Origin of the sequence: Desulfosalsimonas propionicica, assembly GCF_013761005.1 — a bacterium.
GTDB classification, from domain to species: domain Bacteria; phylum Desulfobacterota; class Desulfobacteria; order Desulfobacterales; family Desulfosalsimonadaceae; genus Desulfosalsimonas; species Desulfosalsimonas propionicica.
In genome coordinates, this window is the sequence record NZ_JACDUS010000006.1 from 12,270 (window position 1) to 36,983 (window position 24,714).

The following is a 24,714-nucleotide window of genomic DNA, read 5'->3' on the forward strand; positions in this document are numbered from 1 at the left end:
TTGATCACGAGCCGGCAGGAAGGGTCAGGTGAACAACTTCGGCTTGAAAATATGGATCATTTCTGTGCCGGCCAGCCGATAAATGCTTGCATGCCGGAAAAATTTCTGGTAGAGCGCAGAACCTTTGAATGAACGTGACCCTTGCTTTGAAGTGCATGCGGCTGGTGCCCGAATTGAATGCAGGCCAGCGTAGCTCAGTTGGTAGAGCTACTGATTTGTAATCAGTTGGCCGGGGGTTCGAGTCCCTCCGCTGGCTCCAGAATATATTGTTTGTTTTTATTGATGGTGGGGTTCCCGAGCGGCCAAAGGGAGCAGACTGTAAATCTGCCGGCGAAGCCTTCGGAGGTTCGAATCCTCCCCCCACCACCACTTCATTAATAACGGTTGAATGTAGGAGATTCCGCAGCGGCGGGATCAAAGAGACTACATGGCTGGCGATTCACCTGACAGTAAAGGCGCAAGGCAACAGGGCAGGTTTTCCGCCGGGTAAAAAAGCACCGGGAAAAGCCGACAGGCATGTTTAATGGAAATCGGCGGGAGTAGCTCAGTTGGCAGAGCTTCAGCCTTCCAAGCTGAATGTCGCGAGTTCGATTCTCGTCTCCCGCTCCATCAGGCAAACGTCTGTTAGATAAAGGCTGCCCTGCAAAAAGATTGCCGGAATCATTTTCGGCAGTCAGCGATTATCAGGCCCACGTAGCTCAGTCGGTAGAGCGCTTCCTTGGTAAGGAAGAGGTCCACCGGTTCAATTCCGGTCGTGGGCTCCATTTAAACTTTTTCAGGGCATGGGTGCAAAACCCGAAGCGTGTCTTGAGAAAATCGGGTTTGCGCCTGCCATGCATCGATGATCTCTTGCCGAGATCTCTACAGGAGAAGGACATCGAAAGATTCCAATGAGATGCTATAAAACCATGGGGAGGATGTAAGATGGCAAAGCAGAAGTTTGAGCGGACCAAGCCGCATGTAAACGTGGGAACGATCGGTCATATTGACCATGGCAAGACGACATTGACCGCGGCGATCACCAAGCATTGTGGATTGCGGGGCTGGGCGGAGTTTATTCCGTTTGACAAGATTGACAAGGCGCCCGAGGAAAAGGCCCGTGGGATCACGATTTCCACGGCTCACGTGGAGTATCAGACCAACAACCGGCATTACGCACATGTGGATTGTCCGGGGCATGCCGACTATATCAAGAACATGATCACAGGTGCGGCCCAGATGGACGGGGCGATTCTGGTTGTGGGCGCAGATGACGGCCCCATGCCCCAGACCCGCGAGCATATACTTTTGGCCCGCCAGGTTGGCGTTCCTCAGATCGTGGTGTTTTTAAACAAGTGCGACATGGTCGACGACGAGGAGCTTATCGAGCTTGTGGACATGGAGCTTCGGGAGCTTTTAAACAATTACGAGTTTGACGGTGACAACACCCCGATCATACGGGGCAGCGCGCTTAAGGCACTGGAAAGCGACGATCCGGACAGCGAGGATGTAAAGCCGATCTGGGACTTGCTGGAGGCCACGGACGCCTACATTCCCGAGCCGGAGCGGGACGTTGACAAGCCCTTTTTGATGCCGGTGGAAGACGTGTTTTCGATATCGGGCCGTGGCACGGTTGTCACGGGGCGTGTGGAGCGCGGGATCATCAAGGTCAACAACAAGATCGAGATCGTTGGCATGCGTCCGACCATCAACACGACCTGTACGGGCGTGGAGATGTTTCGCAAGCTGCTTGACGAAGGCCAGGCCGGCGACAACGTGGGTCTGCTTTTGCGGGGTACCAAGCGCGACGAGGTTGAGCGCGGCCAGGTGGTTGCCGCACCGGGAACGATAACGCCGCACACCAAGTTCAAGGCCGAGGTTTACGTGCTGAGCAAGGATGAAGGCGGACGGCACACGCCGTTTTTCTCGGGCTATCGGCCGCAGTTTTATTTCCGGACCACGGATGTTACCGGGGTGTGCACGCTGCCCGATGGGGTTGAGATGGTGATGCCGGGCGATAACGTAACGATATCAGCCGAACTCATCACCCCGATCGCCATGGAGGAGGGGCTGCGCTTTGCAGTGCGTGAAGGCGGCCGAACCGTGGGGGCCGGTGTTGTCAGTGAAATCATAGAATAGCTTCAGCAACAGGGAGTAGACCCTTGAAAGTCAAAGTGACCTTAGCCTGTATGGACTGTAAACGGCGGAATTATTCCACCACCAAGAATAAGCGTACCAAGCCGGATCGGCTGGAATTTAAAAAATACTGCCGGTTCTGCCATACCCATACGCTACACCGGGAAACCAAGTAAGTTACCGCTGGCGGATTGGCCATGGGGAATTAATTCAGGCCAGTAGCTCTAACGGCAGAGCGTCGGACTCCAAATCCGGTGGTTGGGGGTTCAAATCCCTCCTGGCCTGCCAAAAATCAACGAAAAGCTCAAAGGTTGGGATGTCAGTGAAACCGAAGGATAAAGAAGCGTTCCAACTTTGAGCTTTCGATATTTTAGGAGCCGAAATGGCAAAAATGCAGAAAAAAAAGCCGGCAGAGCAGAAAAAGAAAAAAAAGGACGCCGGCGATTCTGTTTCCAGCAGCACTGATGACAAACAGGCGGTTGCGGCAGGCGGCTCTGGAAAAGGATCTGCAGTGACAAGCGGGACTTCGGAAAAGTCGAAGTCCGCCTGGTCCGGCTCCCAGAGCAGAGCCGGTGGACAGAGTGCTGTTTTGCGGCTGCTGGATCGATACTTTGGCAACTGGATTCAGTTTCTGCGGGAAGTCAAGGTGGAACTGGGCCGTGTAACCTGGCCGACGCGCAAGGAAACCGTTGGCACTACAGCTGTTGTTTTGGTTTTCGTATTCATTATCGCCATTTTTTTGGGCGTTGTGGACATGGGTTTGTCCAGCCTCGTCCGTTTGATCCTGTAGAATTGAGTTAACAAGGGAGTTAAGGCGTGGCGTTGAACTGGTATATCATCCATGTGTATTCCGGCTTTGAAAACAAGGTAAAGCAAAACCTTGAGGAGCGCATTGCCACCTGCGCCCATCCGGAAAAATTCGGCGAAGTTGTGGTGCCCACCGAACAGGTGGTGGAATTGGTCAAGGGCAAGCGAAAAACCTCCAGCCGGAAATTTTATCCGGGTTATATCATGGTCCGGATGGAATTGGATGAAGAAACCTGGCATTTGGTAAAAAATACGGCAAAGGTTACTGGATTTCTCGGGGGGCGGGACCGGCCTGCACCCATTTCCGATGAAGAGGCCGATCAGATTATTCACAAGATGGAAGCCGGTCAGCAAAAGCCCCAGCCCAAGTTTTATTTTGAAGTCGGAGACGAGGTCCGCGTCATTGACGGGCCGTTTACCAATTTCAACGGCACCGTGGAAGATGTCAGCCCGGAAAAGGGCAAGCTCAAGGTGCTGGTCAGCATTTTCGGGCGCTCCACACCGGTAGAACTCGATTTCGTGCAGGTGGCGAAAAATTAGAACAGGAGATGTTTAAGACATGGCGAAAAAAGTCGTAGCCCAGGTAAAGCTCCAGGTACCGGCGGGAAAGGCCAATCCTTCACCGCCCATCGGCCCCGCACTGGGTCAGCACGGGGTCAATATCATGGATTTTTGCAAGGCGTTTAACGCCAGAACGGCAAATGACGAAGGCATGATCACCCCGGTGGTGATCACCATATACCAGGACAAAACCTTTACGTTTATCACCAAAACCCCGCCGGCTGCTGTGTTGTTGAAAAAAGCCGCCGGCATTGCAAGGGGTTCGGGCAGTCCCAAGGCCGAAAAAGTCGGCAAGGTGACCCAGGCCCAGGTGGAAGAGATCGCCAAAACCAAGATGCCGGATTTAAATGCCCCGGACATGGAAAACGCCTGCCGCATTATCGAGGGCACGGCCAGGAGCATGGGGCTTGAAGTGGTCTAAAGGTCAATCAAGGAGCTTAAGGGAAAAACAATGCGTAAACGGAGCAAAAAATACAGGGAGATCAAGTCCAGGTTTGATCTCCAGGAGCGGATCGATTTTGCCGCTGCGGTGGCTGCTGCGGTTGAGTCTTCCTATGTCCGGTTTGATGAAACCGTCGATATTGCCACCAAGCTTGGAGTCGATCCCCGACATGCCGACCAGATGGTTCGCGGATCCGTGGTCCTGCCCCATGGCCTTGGAAAAGAAGTCAAGGTCCTGGTCTTTGCAAAGGGTGAAAAGGAAAAGGAAGCCCAGGAGGCAGGGGCTGACTATGTGGGCAATGACGACCTGATCGAAAAAATCAAGGGCGGCTGGTTTGGCTTTGACAAGGCCGTTGCGACGCCGGATGTAATGGGCTCTGTGGGAAAGATCGGAAAAATCCTCGGCCCGAGAGGGCTGATGCCCAATGCCAAGACCGGCACGGTCACCTTTGATGTGGCCCGGGCGGTCAATGAACTCAAGGCCGGCAAGGTGGACTTTCGGGTGGATAAAACCGGCATCGTTCATGCGCCCATGGGCAAGGTCTCCTTTGGCCCGGAAAAACTGCTCGAAAACGTCCGTGCGTTCATGGATACGGTGTTGCGCCTGAAGCCGGCGGCCAGCAAGGGAACGTATCTGCGCTCCATTGCCGTTTCCACAACCATGGGTCCCGGCTTCAAGGTGGACCCGGTGTTTGTGAAGGAATTGCTCAAGTAAGAATTGCCGGTAATGCCCGGGATCCGCGAGCCCGGCTGCAGGCCGCGCCGCGTTTGCCATATATATCGATATGAATTGCGATATTTAATCATTAATCTGTCAAAGACCGTAGGTTCATTCCGTCAGGCGTGTATAATCGGAAAAAGGCTTTTCCGGCCTACTGAGGCAGGCTTTCTGATGCTGTGGAGGCCCGTGGTTTTTACAGATTCAGAAAGGAGGTGGAGTCAGTGTTAACGCTTTCGCAAAAGCAGGAGCTCGTGTCAGCCCTTCACGAGAAATTCGAGCAGAAAAAAATCCTTGTGCTTGTGGATTATAAAGGGCTCAATGTCACAAAAATCAACGATCTGCGATCAAAGCTCAGGCAGGCCGGCATTGAGTTCAAAGTGGTGAAAAACACCCTTTTAATCCGCGCCGCAGAGCAAACCGATGTGGAATTGCTCCGGCAGCAGTTTGAAGGCCCCAGTGCCGTGGCCATGAGCTATGATGATCCGGTGGCGCCGGCCAAGGTGCTCTGCGAGTTTGCCAAGGATAATGACAAGCTGCAGATCAAGGCCGGGATCATGGACGGCAGTGTGCTTGACGCCGACGGTATCAAGCGGCTTTCCGAATTGCCGTCGCGCGAAGTGCTGCTGGCAACCGTGCTGGGCACCATGAATGCCGTTCCCACAGGACTGGTTCGGGCCCTTAACAATGTTCCCGAGCGTCTGGTTTATGCCCTCAAGGCCATAAATGACCAGAAAGAGGCCGCTTAGGCTCCTGAGCCGTTTTTTTCGGGACAAACAATGCAACAATGACTTTTAAAACTTACTCGAATGATCGTGTAAAAGAATACCAAGGAGATATCCAATGGCTGACATCACCAAACAGGATGTAATCGATTTTATTGCCAACATGACGGTTCTGGAGCTTTCCGAACTGATCAAGGAACTGGAAGACAAATTCGGCGTTTCCGCCGCAGCACCCGTGGCAGCGGCCGGCGCGCCGGCCGCAGGCGGTGAAGGCGCCGCAGTCGAAGAGGAAAAGACCGAGTTTGACGTGGTCCTGACCGCAGTGGGCGACAAAAAGATTCAGGTTATCAAGGAAGTGCGTGCCATCACCGGTCTGGGCCTCAAGGAAGCCAAGGCCATGGTTGAAGAAGCGCCCAAGCCGGTCAAGGAAGGCGTGGTCAAGGAAGAGGCCGACAAGATCAAAGAACAGCTCGAAGGTGTGGGTGCCTCTGTGGAAATCAAGTAGCCTGCCTTTGTTCAGGCGCCTTTATACGCAATTCGGCGCAAATGCATGCATAGAGCACAGACATGTGATCACGACAAAATTGCGAAAATCGGCACCGGGGCTTGCCCGGCTGCCGGTTTTCGCAAATTGATTTTAATACGATATATGCTGGAGACGAAATGACAGGAAATCCGCCGAAATACAAACGATTTCGGAAAAATTTCGGTCGCATTCAGTCCATTGTGGACATCCCGGATCTTATCGGGATTCAACGCGAATCCTACCAGCGATTTCTGCAGATGGGGGTTGCTCCCGAAGAGCGGAAAGACAGCGGTCTGCAGGCTGTGTTTACCTCGGTGTTTCCCATAAAGGATTTCACCGGAACGGCTTCTCTGGAATTTGTTTCATACCATTTCGGGGAGGTCAAACACTCGGTCAATGAATGCATCAACCGGGGCATGACCCATGAAATTTCTGTTCGGATCCGGGTGCGCCTGGTGGTCTATGATGTAGACAAGACCACGGGTGTTTCCAACATCCGGGATATCAAGGAGCAGGAGATTTATTTCGGCACCATCCCCCTGATGACCGAACGCGGTACTTTTATCATCAACGGCACGGAACGCGCGGTGGTCAGCCAGTTGCACCGTTCCTCGGGCGTGTTTTTTGACCATGACAAGGGCAAGACCCATTCCAGCGGGCGGATCATTTACAGCGCCCGGATTATTCCGGTTCGGGGTTCCTGGATTGACATGGAAATTGATCCCAAGGATATCGTTTACGTGCGCATCGACCGGCGGCGCAAGTTTCCGGTCACCCTGCTGTTTAAGGCCCTGGGCTACACGAATGACGATATCCTGTCTTATTTTTACCATACCGAAAAAGTGTTTATTAAGAATGAAAAATTTGTCCGAAAGCTGAATCCGGAATTTCTCAAGGGTGAACGTCCGGGCGAGGACATTGTACACCCGGAAACCGGAGAAGTTCTGGTCAGAAAAGGGCGGATGATCACCAAGCGCGCCATCCGGCAGCTTCAGGCCGCGGGCATGGAACATGTGCCCATGACCGCAGATGAGCTCCAGCAGCGCGTGATCGCCTCGGACGTGCTTCATCCGGAAACCGGTGAGGTCATTGCCCGCTCCAATGATCCCGTGGAGCCCGATCTGCTCGAACAGATGGCTGGCGCCGGGGTGGAGTGGTTTGAACTTCTGGTCATGGAAGGCCCATTTACCGGTCAGTCCATTCGAAAGACCCTGCTGCTGGACAAGGCCAAGACCAAGGAAGAGGCATTAATTGACATTTACCGGCGGCTGCGGCCGGGAAACCCGGTGACCGCGGAGGTGGCCCAGGATTTTGTGGATCATCTGTTTTTCAAGACCGCCTATTATGACCTGTCCAGCGTGGGCCGGCTGAAGCTCAATCATCGTTTAAATATCGACACTCCGCTGGGCATGCGGACACTGCGCAGGGAGGATATCCTTCAGACCGCCAGGATACTGGTGGAGCTGCGCGATACCCAGGGCACTGTGGATGATATCGATCACCTGGGCAACCGGCGGGTGCGGGCAGTGGGCGAGCTGCTGGAAAACCAGTACCGCATCGGACTGGTGCGCATGGAGCGGGCCATCAAGGAGCGCATGAGCATGCAGGAAGTCGATGCGCTGATGCCCAATGATCTGGTCAATCCCAAGCCGGTGTCGGCTGTGGTCAAGGAGTTTTTCGGCACCAGTCAGCTTTCGCAGTTTCTGGATCAGACCAACCCGCTTTCGGAAACAACCCACAAGCGGCGCTTAAGCGCCCTGGGCCCGGGCGGGTTAACGCGGGACCGGGCCGGCTTTGAGGTGCGCGACGTGCATCCGTCCCATTACGGCCGGATCTGTCCCATTGAAACTCCGGAAGGTCCCAATATCGGACTCATTGTTTCGCTTTGTACATATGCCCGGGTCAATGAATACGGATTTATTGAAACCCCGTACCGGGTGGTGGAGGAAGCCACGGTTTCCAATCAGATCCGGCTGCTCTCGGCTTTTGAGGAAAAGGACCATCCCATTGCCCAGGCCAACGCACCGGTGGATGACAGGAACCGGTATGTGAACCCGGTGGTGATTTCACGGGTGGACGGCGAGTTCATGATGGTTGAAAAAGACCGCATCGAACTCATGGACGTCTCTCCCAACCAGCTGGTGAGCATCAGTGCCTCGCTGATCCCGTTTCTGGAAAACGATGATGCCAACCGGGCGCTGATGGGATCGAACATGATGCGCCAGGCCGTTCCCCTTCTCAATACCGAGGCGCCTTTGGTGGGCACGGGCGTGGAAGGCATTGTGGCCCGGGATTCCGGAGTTACGGTTGTGGCCAGGCGCGACGGGACGGTGGTGGATGTGGATGCCTCCAGAATTGTCCTGCAGCATGATCCTTCAGATGATCCGTCCCAGAAGGATGTCACCATATACAACCTGGGCAAGTTCGTGCGTTCCAACCAGAATACCTGTTTTAACAACAGGCCCATTGTCAAGAAGGGCGAAAGGGTTCACGCCGGTGAAATTATTGCCGACGGTCCGGCCACGGACAACGGGGAACTGGCCTTGGGCAAAAACGTGACAGTGGCGTTTATGCCCTGGGGGGGGTACAATTTTGAAGACTCCATTCTGGTCAGCGAACGCCTGGTCAAAGACGGGGTGTTTACCTCTGTGCACATCGAGGAATTCGAGGTGCTGGCCAGAGACACCAAACTGGGCCGTGAGGAAATTACCCGCGATATTCCCAATGTTGGGGAAGAAGCCCTCAAGGACCTGGATGAAAGCGGTATTATCCGGCTCGGTGCCGAGGTGGGCCCGGCCGATATCCTGGTGGGCAAGGTCACGCCCAAGGGCGAAACCCAGCTTTCTCCTGAGGAAAAATTGCTCCGGGCCATATTCGGGGAAAAGGCCGGGGATGTGAAGGATACCTCGCTGCGGGTGCCGCCCGGTATTTCCGGGATTGTCACGGATGTCAAGGTGTTTTCCCGCCGCGGCGTGGAAAAAGACGAGCGGTCGCGGGCAATCGAGGACGAGGAAATTGCCGCCCTGGAAAAGGACCGCGACGATGAGCTAAAGATCATCGAGGAGACGGCCAGAAACGAGATCATTGCCGTTCTGGTCGGCAAACAGTGCTCGGAAAGCCTCATCGACGGACAGAAGGTGCTGATTGCCCAAGATGTCCGGATGGAAAAAAAGATGCTGGCCGATATTCCCCTGGCCAAGTTCGGGCAGATTTCTCTAAAGGACAAAAAGACCGAGGAAAAAGTGGCAGAAATCCTGTCGCGATATCGTGAGCAGGCCGAAATGGCCAAATCCGCCTTTGAGCACCAGGTCGGTTCCATTGAAAAAGGCGATGAACTGCCCCCCGGCGTCATCAAGATGATCAAGATCTACGTGGCCATGAAGCGAACCCTGGCCGTGGGCGACAAAATGGCTGGCCGGCACGGCAACAAGGGCGTTGTTTCGCGCATTTTGCCGGAAGAAGACCTGCCCTATTTTGCTGACGGCCGCACCGTGGACATGGTTTTAAATCCTCTGGGCGTGCCGTCTCGGATGAATGTGGGCCAGATCCTTGAAATTCATCTCGGAAGGGCGGCAAAGGGCCTTGGAGACCAGGTCAATGCGCTGCTGGCCGAGGGCAAAACCGAGGAGCTGCGCAAAAAATTCAAAAGAATCTTTTCCGGCAAGACGCAAGCCGACCAGATAAAGGATATATCCGATTCCGATGTTCAGCGCCTGGCTGAAAATACCTCTGAAGGGGTCTTTATGGCTACCCCCGTGTTTGACGGCGCCAGGGAAGAGGAGATCAAGGACCTGCTCTCTGAGGCCGGGGTCAGCCCGTCGGGTCAGGCCACCCTTTATGACGGCCGCACAGGCCTGCCCTTTGATGAAAAGGTCACTGTCGGCGCCATGTATATGCTCAAACTGCACCATTTGGTTGCAGACAAGCTCCATGCGCGATCCATCGGCCCTTATTCCCTGGTAACCCAGCAGCCCCTCGGGGGAAAGGCACAGTTCGGCGGCCAGCGGCTTGGGGAAATGGAGGTATGGGCCATAGAGGCCTATGGCGCTGCCCATTGCCTGCAGGAGTTTCTGACGGTGAAGTCCGATGACATGGCCGGCAGAACCCGCATGTACGAAAAAATCGTCAAGGGCCAGAATGTTTTTGAGCCCGGGTTGCCCGAATCTTTCCGGGTTCTGACCAAGGAATTGCAGAGTCTGGGCCTGGACATAACGCTGGTGGAAGACGACAGCGAATAATTTTATTTTTCATGCAAGGAGATCGCATTGGAAACGATCTACGATTTTTTCATCAAGCCGAAAAATCCCAACCGGTACAAAGGCGTCCGGGTGGCCCTGGCCTCCTCGGAACAGATCCGGAGCTGGTCGCACGGCGAGATCAAGAAGCCCGAGACCATCAACTACCGGACCTTTAAACCGGAACGGGATGGTTTGTTCTGCGCAAAGATTTTCGGCCCCATCAAGGACTATGAGTGCAACTGCGGCAAGTACAAGCGCATGAAGCACCGGGGTGTCATCTGCGAGAAATGCGGCGTGGAGGTAATCCAGTCAAAGGTTCGGCGTGAGCGCATGGCCCACATTGATCTGGCTTCGCCCGTAACCCATATCTGGTTTTTGCGCAGTCTGCCGAGCAAAATCGGCAACCTGCTGGACCTGACCTTAAAGAACCTGGAAAAGGTTCTGTATTTTGACAATTTTATCGTGATCGATCCCAAGGACACGGGCCTTTCCAAGCTGCAGCTGCTCTCTGAGGAAAAATACCGGGAGGCGCGGCAGCTTTACGGCAACAAGTTCGAGGCGGGCATCGGGGCGGAGGCAATCAAGATTCTCCTGGAGCGCATCGATATCGAGGCCTTGTACAAGGAACTGCGTACCGAGATCATGGAGACCGGCTCTGATGCCAAGCGCAAGAAACTGGCCAAGCGGCTCAAGGTGGTGGATGCGTTTCGCAAGTCCGGCCTGGACCCCATCTGGATGATTTTAGACGTCATTCCTGTGCTGCCCCCGGATCTGCGGCCGCTGGTTCCGCTGGAAGGCGGGCGATTTGCATCCTCGGATTTAAATGACCTCTACCGCCGGGTGATCAACCGCAACAACCGGCTGAGTCGTTTAATGGAACTCCGGGCGCCGGATATCATCGTACGCAATGAAAAGCGCATGCTCCAGGAATCCGTTGACGTGCTCATAGACAACGGCCGCCAGGGCCGGGTGGTCACCGGCACCAACAAGCGCCCATTAAAATCCCTGAGCGAGACCTTAAAGGGTAAGCAGGGCCGGTTCCGCCAGAACCTGCTGGGCAAGCGCGTGGACTACTCCGGCCGGTCCGTGATTACCATCGGCCCGGATCTGCGGCTGCACCAGTGCGGGATTCCCAAGGAAATGGCCCTGGAGCTGTTCAAGCCCTTTATCTATCATCGCCTGGAGCAAAAAGGCATCGTCACCACTGTTAAAAGCGCCAAGAAATGGGTGGAAAAGCGGACTCCCGAGGTCTGGGATACCCTGGACGAGGTGGTCAAGGAATACCCGGTGATGCTCAACCGCGCCCCGACGCTTCACCGCCTGGGCGTCCAGGCTTTTGAGCCGGTGCTCATCGAGGGAAAGGCCATCCAGCTCCATCCCCTGGTCTGCACCGCGTTTAACGCCGACTTTGACGGCGACCAGATGGCCGTCCACATTCCGCTGTCCATGGAAGCCCAGATCGAGGCCCGGGTGCTGATGCTGGCATCCAACAATATTTTGTCGCCTGCAAACGGCAGCCCCATCATCGTGCCCACCCAGGATATCGTCCTTGGCATTTATTACATGACCCTGGGCCTGAGCGGTGCCCGCGGCAGCGGAATGAAGTTTGCCGACACCCAGGAGGTGCGCGTGGCCTATGACGCCGGCGTGGTGGATCTCCATGCCAAGGTCACCGTGCGTATCAAGGGCCAGCGCGTGGAAACCACGGTGGGGCGCGTGCTGCTGTGGGAAATTATTCCCAAGGGAGACAGCTACATCCTTCGCCACATCATGGTCACAGACAGGGACAAGGCCGATGACGTCGTGGAGGCGGTGGAGGAGGGCACCCCGTTTCGTGATCTTGTCAAGCCTTATTCCGAGGCGTTTGATAAGACGTATGAAGGAAATATCGGTCTTTTGGACGCCCCAGAGTTTCAGGAAATCTTCCAGCTTCCGGATTTTGAGGTGGAGTCGGTGTTTTCCCTGGATGAAGGCGATGTCAGCGGGATTATTCACGTGGGCGATCAATACCATGTATTCCAGGTTATTGAAAAACGCTCTGAGATTCCTTTTGACACCATCAACAAGGTGTTAAACAAAAAGGCCCTGCAGGATCTGGTCGATTATACCTACCGGCACAAGGGGCCCAAGGCCACGGTGATTCTGGCCGACCGGCTCAAGAACATCGGTTACAGCTATTCCACTGCCGGCGGGCTGTCGATTTCCATTGACGCCATGATTATTCCGGAAAGCAAGTGGGACATTCACGCGGCTGCGGAAAAAGAGGTGGCCGAGATCAACCACCAGTACACCGAGGGTCTGATTACCCAGGGGGAGAAATACAACAAGGTTGTTGACATCTGGGCCCGTGCCACCGACGAGATTGCCAACAAGATGATGGAGGCAATGGAAAAGCCTTATATCATGACCGATCTGCAGAAGGATGCAGCTCAGGTCGATGATAAGCGGCTTGCCGACATGAGCGACAAAACCGGTGGAGAAACGGTCAACCCGATTTTTATGATGGCTGATTCCGGCGCCCGCGGCAGCAAGGACCAGATGCGGCAGCTGGCTGGTATGCGGGGCCTGATGGCAAAACCATCCGGCGAGATCATTGAAACGCCCATTACCGCCAATTTCCGGGAAGGGCTTTCTGTGCTCCAGTATTTTATTTCCACCCACGGTGCCCGTAAAGGGCTTGCCGATACGGCGCTGAAAACCGCCAACTCCGGATACCTGACCCGCCGCCTGGCAGATGTTGCCCAGGACTGCACCGTTATGGAGCATGACTGCGGCACAGTAATGGGCATTGAGGTCGAAGCCCTTCTCGAAGGCGGAGAAGTGATCCAGCCCCTTGAAGAGCGGGTTCTGGGCAGAATTGCCCTGGAAGACGTGCAGGATCCGTTCACCGACGAGGTGCTGATCCGCCGGGGCGATGAAATCGATGAATCCGGAGTTGCCCGCATCAGCCAGGCCGGGGTCACCAGTGTGAAAATCCGCTCGGTGCTCACCTGCCGTTCCCGGTTCGGGGTGTGTGCCATGTGTTACGGCCGGGATCTTGCTCATGGCGGATTTGTGGAAATCGGTCAGACGGTTGGCATAATTGCCGCCCAGTCCATTGGCGAACCCGGCACCCAGCTGACCATGAGAACCTTCCACATCGGCGGCACTGCCAGCCGGCGGGTGGAGGAAGCTGAAATCCGCGCCCGCGTGCAGGGGATTGTCAAGTACAACAAGCTTAATGTGGCTGTGAATGCGGAAAACCGCAAAATTGTCATGAACCGCAGAGGGGGAGAGTTTTCCGTTGTTTCGGATTCCGGCAGGGAACTGGAACGGTGCCCGGTGATCTACGGCGCAGACATCCTGGTCGAAGACGGCCAGCGGGTGGAGGCCGGCCAGTTGCTGGCTTCCTGGGATCCGTTCACCACTCCGATCATCACCGCAGTGGAAGGAAAGGTCAAGTTCGGGGACCTGGTGATCGGCCGGACGCTGCAGGAACGGGTTGACCCGGTGACCGGCAAGTCGAGTCTTACCGTGGTGGAATCCAAGGGAATGGACGCCAGGCCCAGAATTTCCATAAAGGACAAGGAAGGCAAAACAGCCAATATCCCTGGCTCCGGACCGGCCCGGTACGTGCTGCCGGTCAACACCATTCTGATGGTGGAGGAGCACGACCATGTGCGGGCGGGTGACATTATCGGAAAGATTCCCAGGGAAACCACCAAGACCAAGGACATTACCGGTGGTCTGCCGCGGGTCGCCGAGCTTTTCGAGGTGCGCAAACCCAAGGAAGCCGCGGTTCTATCCGAGATTGACGGCTTTGTGGCCATTGCCAAGGCCACAAAGAAGGGAAAGCAGCGCCTGACCGTGACACCGGTTGATGCCGGCGAGAAAAAGGAATACCTGATTCCCCGGGGGCGCCACATCAGCGTATATGACGGCGACTATGTCAAGGCCGGAGAACCGCTGACCGCAGGCAGCCCCAACCCGCAGGATATCCTGAGTATCAAAGGCGAAGTCGAGCTGGCCCGTTATTTGTTAAACGGGGTTCAGGAAGTCTACAGGCTCCAGGGGGTTCGCATCAACGACAAGCATATCGAGGTGATCGTGCGGCAGATGATGCGCCGGGTCAAAATTCAGACCGTTGGCGACACCGCTTTTATTCCCGAGGAACAGGTGGACAGAATCGAGTTTGAGGAAACCAACCAGGCGGTTGTGGAGCAGGGCGGGACCCCGGCGGTGGGCGAGCCGCTCATTCTGGGAATTACAAAAGCCTCTCTGTCCACAGACAGCTTTATCTCTGCGGCCTCCTTTCAGGAGACCACCAAGGTGCTGACAGATGCCAGCATCGCAGGTGCCTATGACGGTCTGCGCGGGTTGAAGGAAAATGTAATCATGGGCCGGCTGATCCCCGCAGGAACGGGCCGGAATGAATACGGGCGGCCGGATATCGCTGCTGAATACTAAGCAGCGACGTCAGGCCCTGTCCGGTTATATGCGGGGCGGTTGAAATGGTGCCGGCAGGTAAAAGAAAAAAGCTTGACACCACCATGATTTAAGGGTATTGTTTGTTATTTTAGCTTAGCACTATAAACATTGTGAATATATGAATGATTTGTAATGGATAGGGGATAGCATGCCGACGATTAATCAGCTGGTTCGCAAGGGCCGCAAGCAGATTCAGAAGAAAAAGGGTGCGCCTGCGCTTAAAGCTTCGCCGCAAAAGCGCGGTGTGTGTGTCAGAGTTTATACGGCCACGCCCAAAAAGCCCAATTCCGCCCTGCGAAAGGTGGCAAGGGTTCGTCTGACAACAGGGGTGGAGGTTTCCGCGTATATCCCCGGCATCGGACATAATCTCCAGGAACACTCGGTGGTACTCGTGCGCGGGGGCCGGGTCAAGGACCTTCCCGGTGTCCGGTATCACATTGTTCGCGGTACCCTGGATACGCTTGGAGTGACTGACCGGAAGCAGGGTCGGTCCAAGTACGGAGCCAAACGCCCCAAGTAAAGCGATATCCGGGGTGCAACTTGTATCTGAAAAAAAATGGTGTAGGCAATGCCGAGAAGAAGAGAAATCCCTGAAAGAAAAATTATTCCGGATTACAAGTATAAAAGTCCGCTCGTATCCCGGTTTGTCAATTCCGTAATGAAAGACGGGAAAAAGAGCACGGCCCAGTCGTTGATCTATGAAGCTTTTGATATCATTGAGAAGCGGATGAATGAGCCGGCCTTAAAGATTTTCGAGCAGGCACTGGGCAATGTAAAACCCCAGCTGGAAGTCAAGTCCCGGCGGGTTGGGGGATCCACATACCAAGTGCCCACAGAGGTCCGGCCAATGCGACAGACCGCCCTGGCCATTCGGTGGATTCTCACCTATGCGGAAAAGCGGCCGGAAAAGGGCATGGCCAGGAAACTGGCCGGTGAGTTCATGGATGCCGCCCAGCAGCGGGGCGCTTCGGTTAAGAAGCGCGAGGATACACACCGCATGGCCGAGGCCAACAAGGCCTTTGCCCATTACCGGTGGTAGCCGAAGGTATTTTGGTTTTGATATCCCTTGCCCATCCAGTTTTTCCTTTTTGGATGGGCAAAGTATCTGATTGCAGATGATTCAGATTTATTTCAATGGCAAACCCGTTTGAGCAAGAGGGTGGAAAATGGCAAAGCAGAAGTTTGAGCGGACCAAGCCGCATGTAAACGTGGGAACGATCGGTCATATTGACCATGGCAAGACGACATTGACCGCGGCGATCACCAAGCATTGTGGATTGCGGGGCTGGGCGGAGTTTATTCCGTTTGACAAGATTGACAAGGCGCCCGAGGAAAAGGCCCGTGGGATCACGATTTCCACGGCTCACGTGGAGTATCAGACCAACAACCGGCATTACGCACATGTGGATTGTCCGGGGCATGCCGACTATATCAAGAACATGATCACAGGTGCGGCCCAGATGGACGGGGCGATTCTGGTTGTGGGCGCAGATGACGGCCCCATGCCCCAGACCCGCGAGCATATACTTTTGGCCCGCCAGGTTGGCGTTCCTCAGATCGTGGTGTTTTTAAACAAGTGCGACATGGTCGACGACGAGGAGCTTATCGAGCTTGTGGACATGGAGCTTCGGGAGCTTTTAAACAATTACGAGTTTGACGGTGACAACACCCCGATCATACGGGGCAGCGCGCTTAAGGCACTGGAAAGCGACGATCCGGACAGCGAGGATGTAAAGCCGATCTGGGACTTGCTGGAGGCCACGGACGCCTACATTCCCGAGCCGGAGCGGGACGTTGACAAGCCCTTTTTGATGCCGGTGGAAGACGTGTTTTCGATATCGGGCCGTGGCACGGTTGTCACGGGGCGTGTGGAGCGCGGGATCATCAAGGTCAACAACAAGATCGAGATCGTTGGCATGCGTCCGACCATCAACACGACCTGTACGGGCGTGGAGATGTTTCGCAAGCTGCTTGACGAAGGCCAGGCCGGCGACAACGTGGGTCTGCTTTTGCGGGGTACCAAGCGCGACGAGGTTGAGCGCGGCCAGGTGGTTGCCGCACCGGGAACGATAACGCCGCACACCAAGTTCAAGGCCGAGGTTTACGTGCTGAGCAAGGATGAAGGCGGACGGCACACGCCGTTTTTCTCGGGCTATCGGCCGCAGTTTTATTTCCGGACCACGGATGTTACCGGGGTGTGCACGCTGCCCGATGGGGTTGAGATGGTGATGCCGGGCGATAACGTAACGATATCAGCCGAACTCATCACCCCGATCGCCATGGAGGAGGGGCTGCGCTTTGCAGTGCGTGAAGGCGGCCGAACCGTGGGGGCCGGTGTTGTCAGTGAAATCATAGAATAGATACGGGACTGTCATGATACCAAACACCAAAATACGAATCCGGTTAAGGGCTTACGACCACAGACTGCTGGATCAGTCGGTCCGGGATATTGTCGATACTGCCCGCAAGACAGGTGCCCGGGTGGTGGGACCCATTCCCCTGCCCACACGCATCAATAAATACACGGTGCTTCGCTCTCCCCATGTGAACAAGAAATCCCGGGAGCAGTTTGAGGTCCGGACCCACAAGCGGTTATTGGACATCCAGGATCCCACCCAGCAGACGGTAGACGCCCTGATGAAGCTGGATTTGTCTCCGGGCGTGGATGTGGATATTAAATTGTAGGATAAGGACCAGGTGGCGAAAATGAGTGAAGGAATACTCGGGAAAAAACTGGGAATGACGGGCATATTTGCCAGTAATGGGCAATATTTGCCGGTGACAGTCATTCAGGCTGGCCCGTGCACCGTAACCCAGATCAAGACCAGGGCCAACGACGGTTATGACGCCCTGCAGCTTGGGTTTAAGGAAAAAAAGCAACATCGGTTGACCAAGCCGCTGAAGGGCCATTTTGATAAAAGCGGCGGCACAGGTTTCTACCGCCTGCGGGAATTTTCCGTCAAAGAACCGGAACAGTTCGAGCCGGGCCAGCAGGTGACCATGGAGATGTTTTCCGTGGGGGATAAGATCAATATTGCCGGAAAAACCAAGGGTCGCGGTTTTGCCGGTGTTACCAAGCGGCACGGCTTTTCCCTTGGCCGAAAGACCCATGGCGGTCGCTGCTATCGGATACCCGGCTCTATCGGAAACAGCGCCTGGCCTTCCAAGGTGGCCAAGGGAAAGAAGATGCCCGGTCAGTACGGAAACGTGCGGCAGACCACCAAAAACCTTGAAGTGGTTGATGTCCGCCCGGACCAGAACCTGATCCTTGTCAAGGGTGCGGTGCCCGGTCCGAAAAACGCGATCGTGGAGATCTGCAAGGCGAAAAAGTCGTAAATTCCGGAGGCTGCCAGGACGGGGTTCGGGTTCAACGATTGGAAAATGCCGTCATCATAAGCCGGATGCAATGCAAAGAGGGAGACCATGGCTGTCGTGGAAGTCAAAAATATACAGGGTGAGACCGTATCGGAAATCGACCTTTCAGAGGAGATTTTCAATGTCGGGGTCAAACAAAGCGTTCTGCACCAGGTGGTTCGGATGCAGCTGGCCAACCGTCGCCGGGGAACGGCCAAAGTCAAGCGCCGCTCCGAGATACGGGGCAGCACCCAAAAGTTGTTTCGTCAGAAAGGCACCGGACGTGCACGCCGGGGGGACGTGAAAAGCCCGCTGCTCAGAGGCGGGGGCGTAATTTTCGGTCCTGAGCCGAGGGATTACTCATACAAGGTCCCCAAGAAAGTCCGTCGTCTGGCTTTGAAAATGGCTTTGTCGGCAAAGCTGAAGGACAATGAAATAATTGTGCTTGACGGATTTGCCCTCGATCAGGTAAAGACAAAGGCCGTTGCTTCGACGCTTCAGCGCCTTGAACTGGAAAAACCGCTGATCGTGATTGATCAAAAGGATGCAACCTTGGAGCTGTCCTCCAGAAATATTCCGGGCGTCAAGGTGTTGCGGGTTGAAGGGCTCAATGTATACGATATTTTGAACCACAAGACCCTGGTTCTGCTGGCACCGTCGATCAAGGGGATTGAAGGGAGATTGGCTGCATGAAAGACTATCATATCATATTAGGTCCGGTGGATACGGAAAAGACCAATATCGCCCGGGAAGAACTCAACCAAGTGGCCTTTGAGGTGGCGCCTGCCTCCAATCGGGTTCAGATCCGGAAGGCTGTTGAGTCGATTTTCAACGTCGAGGTTCGCTCGGTTCGGACGATGCGGGTCAAGGGCAAGTTCAAACGGCGGGGCCGGATTTTGGGCAAGCGCAAGGACTGGAAAAAAGCTATCGTGACATTGATGCCCGGCAGCCGGATCAAATTTTTTGAAGGTGCATAAGCAAAGGTGACGACCAATGGCGACTAAAAAAGTAAAACCCACGTCCCACGGACGCCGGTTTCAGACATATTCCACCTTTTCGGAGATTACAAAGAAAGAGCCGGAAAGGCATCTGTTAAAGCCCATTAAGAAAACCGGCGGCAGAAATGCCAACGGCCGGATTACGGCCCGGCATCGGGGCGGCGGTACTAAACGGTTTTACCGGATCATCGATTTCAAGCGGGACAAGGACGGAGTGCCGGCAAAGGTGGCAGCCATTGAATATGACCCCAACCGGTCTGCCCGCATTGCTTTGCTGTATTACGCAGACGGTGAGAAACGATACATCCTTGCGCCCGCAAAACTGGTCGTTGGCCAGACTGTCATGTCCGGACCGCAAGCCGAAATCCGGCCGGGCAACTGTCTGCCCTTAAGCCATATACCCCTTGGCACCCATGTGCACAATATAGAGCTTCGGACCGGCCGGGGCGGTCAGCTGGTGAAAAGCGCAGGCGGATTTGCCCAGCTTATGGCCAAGGAAGGCCGGTATGCGACCGTTAAGCTGCCCTCCGGGGAAGTGCGGATGGTGTTGGTGGCCAACCGCGCCACCATCGGGCAGATCGGCAATTCGGATCATTCCAATGTTTCCCTGGGCAAGGCCGGGCGCAAGCGCTATCTCGGCCGCCGGCCCCGGACCCGGGGTGTTGTCATGAATCCGGTGGACCACCCCATGGGCGGCGGCGAGGGCCGCTCCTCTGGCGGACGTCACCCCTGTTCTCCCTGGGGGATGCCGGCAAAGGGCTTTCGAACCCGGAAGCGCACCAAGCAGAGCGACCGGCTCATTGTCAAGAGGCGCAGGTAAGATGCGAATGGTTATCGCGCATTATTTATACCCAGAACACTGTTGTAATAAGCAGGAGCAATTATGCCGCGTTCGTTAAAAAAAGGCCCCTACGTAGAACCCAAGCTTCACGGCAAAGTGGTTATTTCCCAGGAGGCCCGAAGCGCAAAAGTCATCAAGACCTGGTCCAGGCGATCGACCATCATTCCCGAAATGGTGGGCCTGACCCTGGCCGTGCATAACGGAAAAAAATTCATCCCCGTTTTCGTGACCGAAAATATGGTCGGACACAAACTGGGCGAATTTTCGCCGACCCGGACCTTTTACGGGCATGCCGGGGACAAAAAATCCAAAATGAAGAAGTAGTCAATCGTTAAACGAATCGAGGATGCGGATATGGATGTGAAGGCGTCAGGCAAATACATGCGCATATCACCGCAAAAGGTGCGGAAGGTCATCGGGACCGTCAAGGGCCAGCCGGTGGAGTCCGGGCTTAACACGCTTAAGTTCATGCCGCAGAAAGCCGCGGGGATGGTGGAAAAGATCGTGCGCTCTGCAGTGGCCAACGCCGATCAGAATGCGGGCATAGATGTGGACCAACTGGTCATCAAGAACATCATTGTGGATGAAGGGCCCATGTTAAAGCGGTTTCGTCCCCGTGCCCGGGGTCGTGCGACACGGATATTAAAGCGTACTAGTCATATAACGGTCATCGTCGGCCAAGGCAGCGCATAAAAGGAGGTAGGTGGTTTGGGTCAGAAAGTCAATCCCATAGGCATGCGGCTGGGAATCAACCGCACCTGGAGTTCGCGGTGGTATGCGGACAAGGAATACGCCGGCTATATTTTCGAGGATCACAAGATCCGGCAGTTTTTAAAGAAAAAGCTGTACCATGCCGGTATCTCCAAGATCGAAATCGAACGGTCCTCCAAACGGATCAAGCTCCGCATCTATGCAGCCCGTCCCGGTATTGTCATCGGCAAAAAAGGCTCTGAGATCGAAGCCCTGAAAAAGGAGCTTGAAAAACTGGTTTCCGCAGAAGTCATGGTGGACATCCAGGAGGTGCGCAAGCCGGAGCTTGATGCCCAGTTGGTGGCTGAAAATGTCGCCAATCAGCTGGTACGCCGGGTGGCTTTTCGCAGGGCAATGAAAAGATGTGTTTCTTCTGCCATGCGCTTTGGCGCCAAGGGGGTTAAGATCATTTGCTCCGGGCGGCTCGGGGGTGCTGAAATGGCGAGGATCGAGTGGTACAAAGAGGGGCGGATCCCCTTGCACACGCTGCGTGCCGACATTGATTACGGGCTGGCCGTTGCTGAAACCACCTATGGCACCATTGGTGTAAAGGTCTACATTTTCAAGGGTGAGATTCTGGCCGATGATCAGATACCGGCCGAGCGGCAGTAATTTACAGGAGTCTATACCATGCTGAGTCCCAAAAAGGTAAAATATAGAAAACGCCAGAAAGGCCGCATGAAGGGCAAGGCTGAGCGCGGTTCCAGCCTGAACTTCGGTGATTATGGCCTGCAGGCTGTTGAATGCGGAATGATCACCTCCCGTCAGATTGAGGCCGCACGTATTGCCATGACCCGAAAGGTCAAACGCGGTGGTAAAATGTGGATCCGGATCTTTCCGGACAAGCCGATTACCAAAAAGCCTGCTGAAGTCCGGATGGGTAAGGGCAAGGGCGCACCCGAGGCATGGGTAGCGGTGATCAAGCCGGGGCGCATCCTTTACGAAATGGAGGGTGTTCCCCGTGAACTGGCCCATGAGGCGCTTCGGCTGGCTGCGTACAAACTGCCGATTAAAACCAAGGTCGTCGAAAGGAGCCAGATCTGATGGAAGCCAAAGAAATTCGGGGCCTTGGCCCTGACGAACTTGAAAGCCGGCTCGAGGACCTGGTGCAGACCTTTTTTAATCTGCGGTTCCAGCACAAGACCGGGCAGCTCGAAAATCCCAGGCGCATCAATCAGGTCCGCCGCGACATAGCGCGGATCAAGACCATAAAGCGTCAGCAGGCGTTCACTAACAGATAGCGGTGATGATTGGCCAATGAATAAGACACGAGGGATGAAACAACAACTGGTGGGAACGGTTTTGAGCAACAAGATGGACAAAACCGTGACGGTACAGGTGGAACGGCTCGTACGCCATTCGGTGTACAAGAAATTTGTCCGCCGCCGGGCCCGTTATGCAGCCCATGATGAAAACAATACCTGCGGTATCGGTGACCGGGTGATGATTACGGAATCCAGACCGCTTAGTAAGCGCAAGCGCTGGCGCATAAGCCAGATCATCGAAAAAGCGGTTTGATCACAGGGGATAAAGAAAATGATCCAGGCGGAAACAAGATTGTCTGTTGCAGATAATTCCGGCGCAAAAGAGGTGTATTGCATCAAGGTCCTCGGAGGCAGCCGAAGACGGTACGCCCGCATCGGAGATATCATTGTGGTGTCGGTCAAAGAGGCCATACCCAATTCAAAGGTCAAAAAAGGCGATGTGTTAAAGGCCGTGGTGGTTCGCACCAAAAAGGAAACCCGTCGGCCTGACGGCTCCTATATCCGGTTTGACGATAATTCTGCAGTGCTGATCAATCAGCACCGGGAACCCGTTGGAACCCGTATTTTTGGGCCGGTGGCCCGCGAGCTTCGGGCGCACCGGTTCATGAAAATCATCTCATTGGCACCGGAAGTTCTGTAACACAGCCTTATTTATCGATCCTATGGATAGAATCAGGCCGGGAGGGAAACGGTTCATGGAAAAAGTCAAGTGTCGCATCAAGAAAAATGACAAGGTCAAGGTCCTTGCCGGCAAGGATCGGGGAAAGATTCGCAACGTGCTCAGCGTGGACCGCAAACACAATCGTGTGATGGTGGAAAATGTCAACATGGTCAAGCGCCATCAGAAACCCGGGCCCCAGAGCCGTCAGGGCGGCATTATCGAGGGTGAGGCGCCCATTGACGCATCCAATGTGATGCTGGTCTGCGCCAAATGCGCCAAGCCCACCCGAATTGGGAACAAGCGCCTGGAAGACGGCAAAAAGGTGCGGATCTGCAGTAAATGTAAAGAACATCTCGATGCCTAGCAGGTCATAACCGGAGGGTATTTCATGTCACTGAAAGAGGTATATCAAAACGAGGTCATTTCCGGACTGCGGAAGGCCTTTGAGTACAAAAACATTCACCAGGTCCCCAGGCTGGATAAGATTGTCATCAACATGGGACTTGGAGAGGCCATTCAGAATATAAAAGTGCTGGATTCCGCCCAGGCCGAGCTCAAGGTGATCACAGGCCAGGCGCCCGTGGTGACCCGGGCCAAGAAGTCGGTGGCTGCTTTTAAGGTGCGCGAGGGCATGCCCATCGGCTGCATGGTCACCCTGCGTCAGCAGCGGATGTATGATTTCTATGAAAAACTGGTCAATGTCGCCCTGCCGCGGGTCCGGGATTTTCGCGGGGTGTCGGGCAAAGCGTTTGACGGTTTCGGCAATTATACCCTGGGCATCAAAGAGCAGATTATCTTTCCGGAAATAGAGTATGACAAGGTGGAATCCATCAAAGGGATGAATATCACCATTGTCACCACGGCCCAAACCAATCCGGAAGGAAAGGAGCTGCTTCGGCTCCTTGGGATGCCGTTTCGCAATTAATGGGGAAAACCGCACCCGGGCAGGTGGAGTTTTCACGGATCCGGATCCACGGATAAGGAGGAAGAAAGTTTGGCGAAAAAAGCGCTTCGCGAAAAGGCGATGAAACAACCCAAATTTAAGGTCAGGGCGTACAACCGTTGCCCGATTTGCGGACGGTCCAGGGCCTACATGCGCAAATTCGGCATCTGCCGCATCTGTTTTCGAAATATGGCCTCCGAAGGTCTGCTGCCGGGCGTGAAAAAATCAAGCTGGTAGACGCCCGGAATCAGGGGCTGTGGCATGGAAGTATGATCAAGGGAAAAGGACGGATTGTGAATTTCCATTATTTTATTTTGATAAAAAACGGAGTAGGCCATGTTGAGTGATCCACTTGCGGATATGTTGACCCGCATTCGAAACGCCGGCAAGGCAAAACACAAAAGTGTGGATATTCCCGGTGCTAACATCAAGGTCGCCATGGCGGACGTGATGAAACGGGAAGGCTACATTAAGAACTATAAGTTCATCAAGGACAACAAGCAGGGTTTTCTGCGGGTTTTTCTGAAATATGACGCCAATGACCGGCACGTGATTTATGGCCTGGAAAGGGTCAGCAAGCCCAGCCGCCGTGTCTATGTCGCAAAAGACGAGATCCGGCCGGTGTTAAACGGCCTGGGCGTATCTGTTCTGTCGACCTCAAGAGGGATCATGACCGACAGGCAGGCCAAAAAGGAAAACATCGGCGGGGAAGTTCTCTGCAATATCTGGTAGTCAAGGAGTCAAAAATGTCTCGCGTGGGCAAGAAACCGATACCCGTACCGGAAAAAACAAAACTGAGCTTTAACAGCGGCATGCTTACTGTGGAGGGGCCCAAGGGGACGCTTACCCGGCAGATTCATCCGGAGGTCACCCTGGAACTCGGCGATGAGCAGGTTGTGGTGAGCGTGGCGCGCAATGATAAGAAAGCCAAGTCGCTGTGGGGCACTACCCGGGCTCAGGTGGCCAACATGATCACCGGGGTGAGCAGCGGCTTTGTGCGGGTCCTGGAAATCAACGGCATTGGATACCGGGCCGAGATCAAGGGGAGCAATCTGGAATTGCATCTGGGGTACTCGCATCCCATTCATTTTGTTCTTCCCGAGGGCATTGACGCGGCGGTGGACAAATCAGCCATCCGGCTTTCCGGCATCGACAAGGAACTGCTTGGTTTTGCGGCATCTTCCATTCGGCAGATGCGCCCGCCCGAGCCTTACAAGGGCAAGGGCGTGAAGTATGCCGAAGAACAGATTCAGCGCAAAGCCGGCAAAACAGCGAAATAATCCTTTCATTATCTTCATGTACAA

30 protein-coding genes and 5 tRNA genes are annotated in these 24,714 nt (G+C 54.8%); all 35 read left to right on the plus strand.

Annotated features, from left to right (window positions below):
- Positions 1-183: 183 nt before the first annotated feature.
- Positions 184-259 (plus strand) — tRNA-Thr (locus tag HNR65_RS11055).
- Between the two features lie 25 nt (positions 260-284).
- Positions 285-369: transfer RNA gene (locus HNR65_RS11060), tRNA-Tyr, on the plus strand.
- A 164-nt stretch (positions 370-533) separates the two neighbouring features.
- Positions 534-609: transfer RNA gene (locus HNR65_RS11065), tRNA-Gly, on the plus strand.
- 78 nt (positions 610-687) lie between these two features.
- Positions 688-764: transfer RNA gene (locus HNR65_RS11070), tRNA-Thr, on the plus strand.
- A 160-nt stretch (positions 765-924) separates the two neighbouring features.
- Positions 925-2,118 carry an elongation factor Tu gene (gene tuf / locus HNR65_RS11075; protein WP_181551574.1) on the plus strand — a complete coding sequence of 398 codons (1,194 nt, stop codon included), beginning with the start codon at positions 925-927 and terminating at the stop codon, positions 2,116-2,118.
- Positions 2,119-2,153: 35 nt separating this feature from the next.
- A complete protein-coding gene (gene rpmG, locus HNR65_RS11080; RefSeq protein ID WP_435051290.1) occupies positions 2,154-2,291 on the plus strand; it encodes a 50S ribosomal protein L33 in 138 nt (45 codons plus the stop codon).
- 36 nt (positions 2,292-2,327) lie between these two features.
- A tRNA-Trp gene (locus tag HNR65_RS11085) sits at positions 2,328-2,403 on the plus strand.
- Between the two features lie 94 nt (positions 2,404-2,497).
- Complete coding sequence (secE, locus tag HNR65_RS11090; RefSeq protein ID WP_181551576.1) at positions 2,498-2,905, plus strand: preprotein translocase subunit SecE; 408 nt, start codon at positions 2,498-2,500, stop codon at positions 2,903-2,905.
- 26 nt (positions 2,906-2,931) lie between these two features.
- Complete coding sequence (gene nusG, locus HNR65_RS11095; protein ID WP_181551577.1) at positions 2,932-3,462, plus strand: transcription termination/antitermination protein NusG; 531 nt, start codon at positions 2,932-2,934, stop codon at positions 3,460-3,462.
- Between the two features lie 19 nt (positions 3,463-3,481).
- On the plus strand, positions 3,482-3,904 hold the full coding sequence (gene rplK, locus HNR65_RS11100) for a 50S ribosomal protein L11 (RefSeq protein ID WP_181551578.1): 423 nt from the start codon (positions 3,482-3,484) through the stop codon (positions 3,902-3,904).
- 30 nt (positions 3,905-3,934) lie between these two features.
- Positions 3,935-4,639 carry a 50S ribosomal protein L1 gene (gene rplA, locus HNR65_RS11105; RefSeq protein WP_181551579.1) on the plus strand — a complete coding sequence of 235 codons (705 nt, stop codon included), beginning with the start codon at positions 3,935-3,937 and terminating at the stop codon, positions 4,637-4,639.
- Between the two features lie 227 nt (positions 4,640-4,866).
- Entirely contained in the window at positions 4,867-5,391 is a 525-nt protein-coding gene (gene rplJ / locus HNR65_RS11110; protein WP_181551580.1) for a 50S ribosomal protein L10, read from the plus strand.
- Positions 5,392-5,485: 94 nt separating this feature from the next.
- Complete coding sequence (rplL, locus tag HNR65_RS11115) at positions 5,486-5,872, plus strand: 50S ribosomal protein L7/L12 (RefSeq protein WP_220128369.1); 387 nt, start codon at positions 5,486-5,488, stop codon at positions 5,870-5,872.
- Positions 5,873-6,030: 158 nt separating this feature from the next.
- The gene (rpoB, locus tag HNR65_RS11120; protein WP_181551581.1) at positions 6,031-10,131 is read left to right on the plus strand and encodes a DNA-directed RNA polymerase subunit beta; all 4,101 of its coding nucleotides are present in this window, start codon (positions 6,031-6,033) and stop codon (positions 10,129-10,131) included.
- A 27-nt stretch (positions 10,132-10,158) separates the two neighbouring features.
- Positions 10,159-14,577, plus strand: a complete 4,419-nt coding sequence (gene rpoC / locus HNR65_RS11125) for a DNA-directed RNA polymerase subunit beta' (RefSeq protein ID WP_181551582.1) — start codon at positions 10,159-10,161, stop codon at positions 14,575-14,577.
- 169 nt (positions 14,578-14,746) lie between these two features.
- Complete coding sequence (gene rpsL, locus HNR65_RS11130) at positions 14,747-15,118, plus strand: 30S ribosomal protein S12 (RefSeq protein WP_181551583.1); 372 nt, start codon at positions 14,747-14,749, stop codon at positions 15,116-15,118.
- A gap of 48 nt (positions 15,119-15,166) precedes the next feature.
- On the plus strand, positions 15,167-15,637 hold the full coding sequence (gene rpsG, locus HNR65_RS11135; protein WP_181551584.1) for a 30S ribosomal protein S7: 471 nt from the start codon (positions 15,167-15,169) through the stop codon (positions 15,635-15,637).
- A 127-nt stretch (positions 15,638-15,764) separates the two neighbouring features.
- Positions 15,765-16,958, plus strand: coding sequence for an elongation factor Tu (gene tuf / locus HNR65_RS11140; RefSeq protein ID WP_181551574.1), 1,194 nt, complete (start codon positions 15,765-15,767; stop codon positions 16,956-16,958).
- A 13-nt stretch (positions 16,959-16,971) separates the two neighbouring features.
- Positions 16,972-17,283, plus strand: coding sequence for a 30S ribosomal protein S10 (rpsJ, locus tag HNR65_RS11145; RefSeq protein WP_220128370.1), 312 nt, complete (start codon positions 16,972-16,974; stop codon positions 17,281-17,283).
- Between the two features lie 21 nt (positions 17,284-17,304).
- Complete coding sequence (gene rplC, locus HNR65_RS11150) at positions 17,305-17,934, plus strand: 50S ribosomal protein L3 (RefSeq protein WP_181551585.1); 630 nt, start codon at positions 17,305-17,307, stop codon at positions 17,932-17,934.
- Positions 17,935-18,021: 87 nt separating this feature from the next.
- Positions 18,022-18,645: a 50S ribosomal protein L4 gene (gene rplD, locus HNR65_RS11155; RefSeq protein WP_181551586.1), complete on the plus strand. Its 624-nt coding sequence runs from the start codon at positions 18,022-18,024 to the stop codon at positions 18,643-18,645.
- Positions 18,642-18,929, plus strand: coding sequence for a 50S ribosomal protein L23 (rplW, locus tag HNR65_RS11160; RefSeq protein ID WP_181551587.1), 288 nt, complete (start codon positions 18,642-18,644; stop codon positions 18,927-18,929). Before rplD ends, rplW begins: the two co-directional genes overlap by 4 nt.
- A gap of 16 nt (positions 18,930-18,945) precedes the next feature.
- Positions 18,946-19,770, plus strand: coding sequence for a 50S ribosomal protein L2 (gene rplB, locus HNR65_RS11165; protein ID WP_181551588.1), 825 nt, complete (start codon positions 18,946-18,948; stop codon positions 19,768-19,770).
- 63 nt (positions 19,771-19,833) lie between these two features.
- Positions 19,834-20,115: a 30S ribosomal protein S19 gene (rpsS, locus tag HNR65_RS11170; RefSeq protein WP_181551589.1), complete on the plus strand. Its 282-nt coding sequence runs from the start codon at positions 19,834-19,836 to the stop codon at positions 20,113-20,115.
- A 30-nt stretch (positions 20,116-20,145) separates the two neighbouring features.
- Positions 20,146-20,484: a 50S ribosomal protein L22 gene (gene rplV / locus HNR65_RS11175; protein WP_181551590.1), complete on the plus strand. Its 339-nt coding sequence runs from the start codon at positions 20,146-20,148 to the stop codon at positions 20,482-20,484.
- A 15-nt stretch (positions 20,485-20,499) separates the two neighbouring features.
- Entirely contained in the window at positions 20,500-21,153 is a 654-nt protein-coding gene (rpsC, locus tag HNR65_RS11180; protein ID WP_181551591.1) for a 30S ribosomal protein S3, read from the plus strand.
- An 18-nt stretch (positions 21,154-21,171) separates the two neighbouring features.
- Positions 21,172-21,585, plus strand: a complete 414-nt coding sequence (gene rplP, locus HNR65_RS11185; RefSeq protein WP_181551592.1) for a 50S ribosomal protein L16 — start codon at positions 21,172-21,174, stop codon at positions 21,583-21,585.
- Positions 21,585-21,782 carry a 50S ribosomal protein L29 gene (gene rpmC / locus HNR65_RS11190; RefSeq protein ID WP_181551593.1) on the plus strand — a complete coding sequence of 66 codons (198 nt, stop codon included), beginning with the start codon at positions 21,585-21,587 and terminating at the stop codon, positions 21,780-21,782. Before rplP ends, rpmC begins: the two co-directional genes overlap by 1 nt.
- Positions 21,783-21,798: 16 nt before the next feature.
- Positions 21,799-22,059 (plus strand): 30S ribosomal protein S17, encoded by a 261-nt coding sequence (rpsQ, locus tag HNR65_RS11195; RefSeq protein ID WP_181551594.1) that lies wholly within the window; start codon positions 21,799-21,801, stop codon positions 22,057-22,059.
- Positions 22,060-22,077: 18 nt separating this feature from the next.
- Positions 22,078-22,446, plus strand: a complete 369-nt coding sequence (gene rplN, locus HNR65_RS11200) for a 50S ribosomal protein L14 (RefSeq protein WP_181551595.1) — start codon at positions 22,078-22,080, stop codon at positions 22,444-22,446.
- Between the two features lie 55 nt (positions 22,447-22,501).
- Positions 22,502-22,831 carry a 50S ribosomal protein L24 gene (gene rplX / locus HNR65_RS11205; RefSeq protein WP_181551596.1) on the plus strand — a complete coding sequence of 110 codons (330 nt, stop codon included), beginning with the start codon at positions 22,502-22,504 and terminating at the stop codon, positions 22,829-22,831.
- A gap of 24 nt (positions 22,832-22,855) precedes the next feature.
- Entirely contained in the window at positions 22,856-23,392 is a 537-nt protein-coding gene (rplE, locus tag HNR65_RS11210) for a 50S ribosomal protein L5 (protein ID WP_181551597.1), read from the plus strand.
- 69 nt (positions 23,393-23,461) lie between these two features.
- Positions 23,462-23,647, plus strand: a complete 186-nt coding sequence (locus tag HNR65_RS11215; protein WP_181551598.1) for a type Z 30S ribosomal protein S14 — start codon at positions 23,462-23,464, stop codon at positions 23,645-23,647.
- A gap of 99 nt (positions 23,648-23,746) precedes the next feature.
- The gene (gene rpsH / locus HNR65_RS11220) at positions 23,747-24,142 is read left to right on the plus strand and encodes a 30S ribosomal protein S8 (RefSeq protein ID WP_181551599.1); all 396 of its coding nucleotides are present in this window, start codon (positions 23,747-23,749) and stop codon (positions 24,140-24,142) included.
- A 14-nt stretch (positions 24,143-24,156) separates the two neighbouring features.
- Positions 24,157-24,690 carry a 50S ribosomal protein L6 gene (gene rplF / locus HNR65_RS11225; RefSeq protein WP_181551600.1) on the plus strand — a complete coding sequence of 178 codons (534 nt, stop codon included), beginning with the start codon at positions 24,157-24,159 and terminating at the stop codon, positions 24,688-24,690.
- The last annotated feature ends 24 nt before the right edge of the window (positions 24,691-24,714 follow it).

Coding starts and splice junctions, on each gene's coding strand:
- tuf (WP_181551574.1), top strand. CDS start 925: ATGGCAAAGCAGAAGTTTGAGCGGACCAAGCCGCATGTAAACGTGGGA.
- secE (WP_181551576.1), top strand. CDS start 2,498: ATGGCAAAAATGCAGAAAAAAAAGCCGGCAGAGCAGAAAAAGAAAAAA.
- rplK (WP_181551578.1), top strand. CDS start 3,482: ATGGCGAAAAAAGTCGTAGCCCAGGTAAAGCTCCAGGTACCGGCGGGA.
- rplA (WP_181551579.1), top strand. CDS start 3,935: ATGCGTAAACGGAGCAAAAAATACAGGGAGATCAAGTCCAGGTTTGAT.
- rplL (WP_220128369.1), top strand. CDS start 5,486: ATGGCTGACATCACCAAACAGGATGTAATCGATTTTATTGCCAACATG.
- rpoB (WP_181551581.1), top strand. CDS start 6,031: ATGACAGGAAATCCGCCGAAATACAAACGATTTCGGAAAAATTTCGGT.
- rpsL (WP_181551583.1), top strand. CDS start 14,747: ATGCCGACGATTAATCAGCTGGTTCGCAAGGGCCGCAAGCAGATTCAG.
- rpsG (WP_181551584.1), top strand. CDS start 15,167: ATGCCGAGAAGAAGAGAAATCCCTGAAAGAAAAATTATTCCGGATTAC.
- tuf (WP_181551574.1), top strand. CDS start 15,765: ATGGCAAAGCAGAAGTTTGAGCGGACCAAGCCGCATGTAAACGTGGGA.
- rpsJ (WP_220128370.1), top strand. CDS start 16,972: ATGATACCAAACACCAAAATACGAATCCGGTTAAGGGCTTACGACCAC.
- rplC (WP_181551585.1), top strand. CDS start 17,305: ATGAGTGAAGGAATACTCGGGAAAAAACTGGGAATGACGGGCATATTT.
- rplD (WP_181551586.1), top strand. CDS start 18,022: ATGGCTGTCGTGGAAGTCAAAAATATACAGGGTGAGACCGTATCGGAA.
- rplW (WP_181551587.1), top strand. CDS start 18,642: ATGAAAGACTATCATATCATATTAGGTCCGGTGGATACGGAAAAGACC.
- rplB (WP_181551588.1), top strand. CDS start 18,946: ATGGCGACTAAAAAAGTAAAACCCACGTCCCACGGACGCCGGTTTCAG.
- rpsS (WP_181551589.1), top strand. CDS start 19,834: ATGCCGCGTTCGTTAAAAAAAGGCCCCTACGTAGAACCCAAGCTTCAC.
- rplV (WP_181551590.1), top strand. CDS start 20,146: ATGGATGTGAAGGCGTCAGGCAAATACATGCGCATATCACCGCAAAAG.
- rplP (WP_181551592.1), top strand. CDS start 21,172: ATGCTGAGTCCCAAAAAGGTAAAATATAGAAAACGCCAGAAAGGCCGC.
- rpmC (WP_181551593.1), top strand. CDS start 21,585: ATGGAAGCCAAAGAAATTCGGGGCCTTGGCCCTGACGAACTTGAAAGC.
- rpsQ (WP_181551594.1), top strand. CDS start 21,799: ATGAATAAGACACGAGGGATGAAACAACAACTGGTGGGAACGGTTTTG.
- rplN (WP_181551595.1), top strand. CDS start 22,078: ATGATCCAGGCGGAAACAAGATTGTCTGTTGCAGATAATTCCGGCGCA.
- rplX (WP_181551596.1), top strand. CDS start 22,502: ATGGAAAAAGTCAAGTGTCGCATCAAGAAAAATGACAAGGTCAAGGTC.
- rplE (WP_181551597.1), top strand. CDS start 22,856: ATGTCACTGAAAGAGGTATATCAAAACGAGGTCATTTCCGGACTGCGG.
- rpsH (WP_181551599.1), top strand. CDS start 23,747: ATGTTGAGTGATCCACTTGCGGATATGTTGACCCGCATTCGAAACGCC.
- rplF (WP_181551600.1), top strand. CDS start 24,157: ATGTCTCGCGTGGGCAAGAAACCGATACCCGTACCGGAAAAAACAAAA.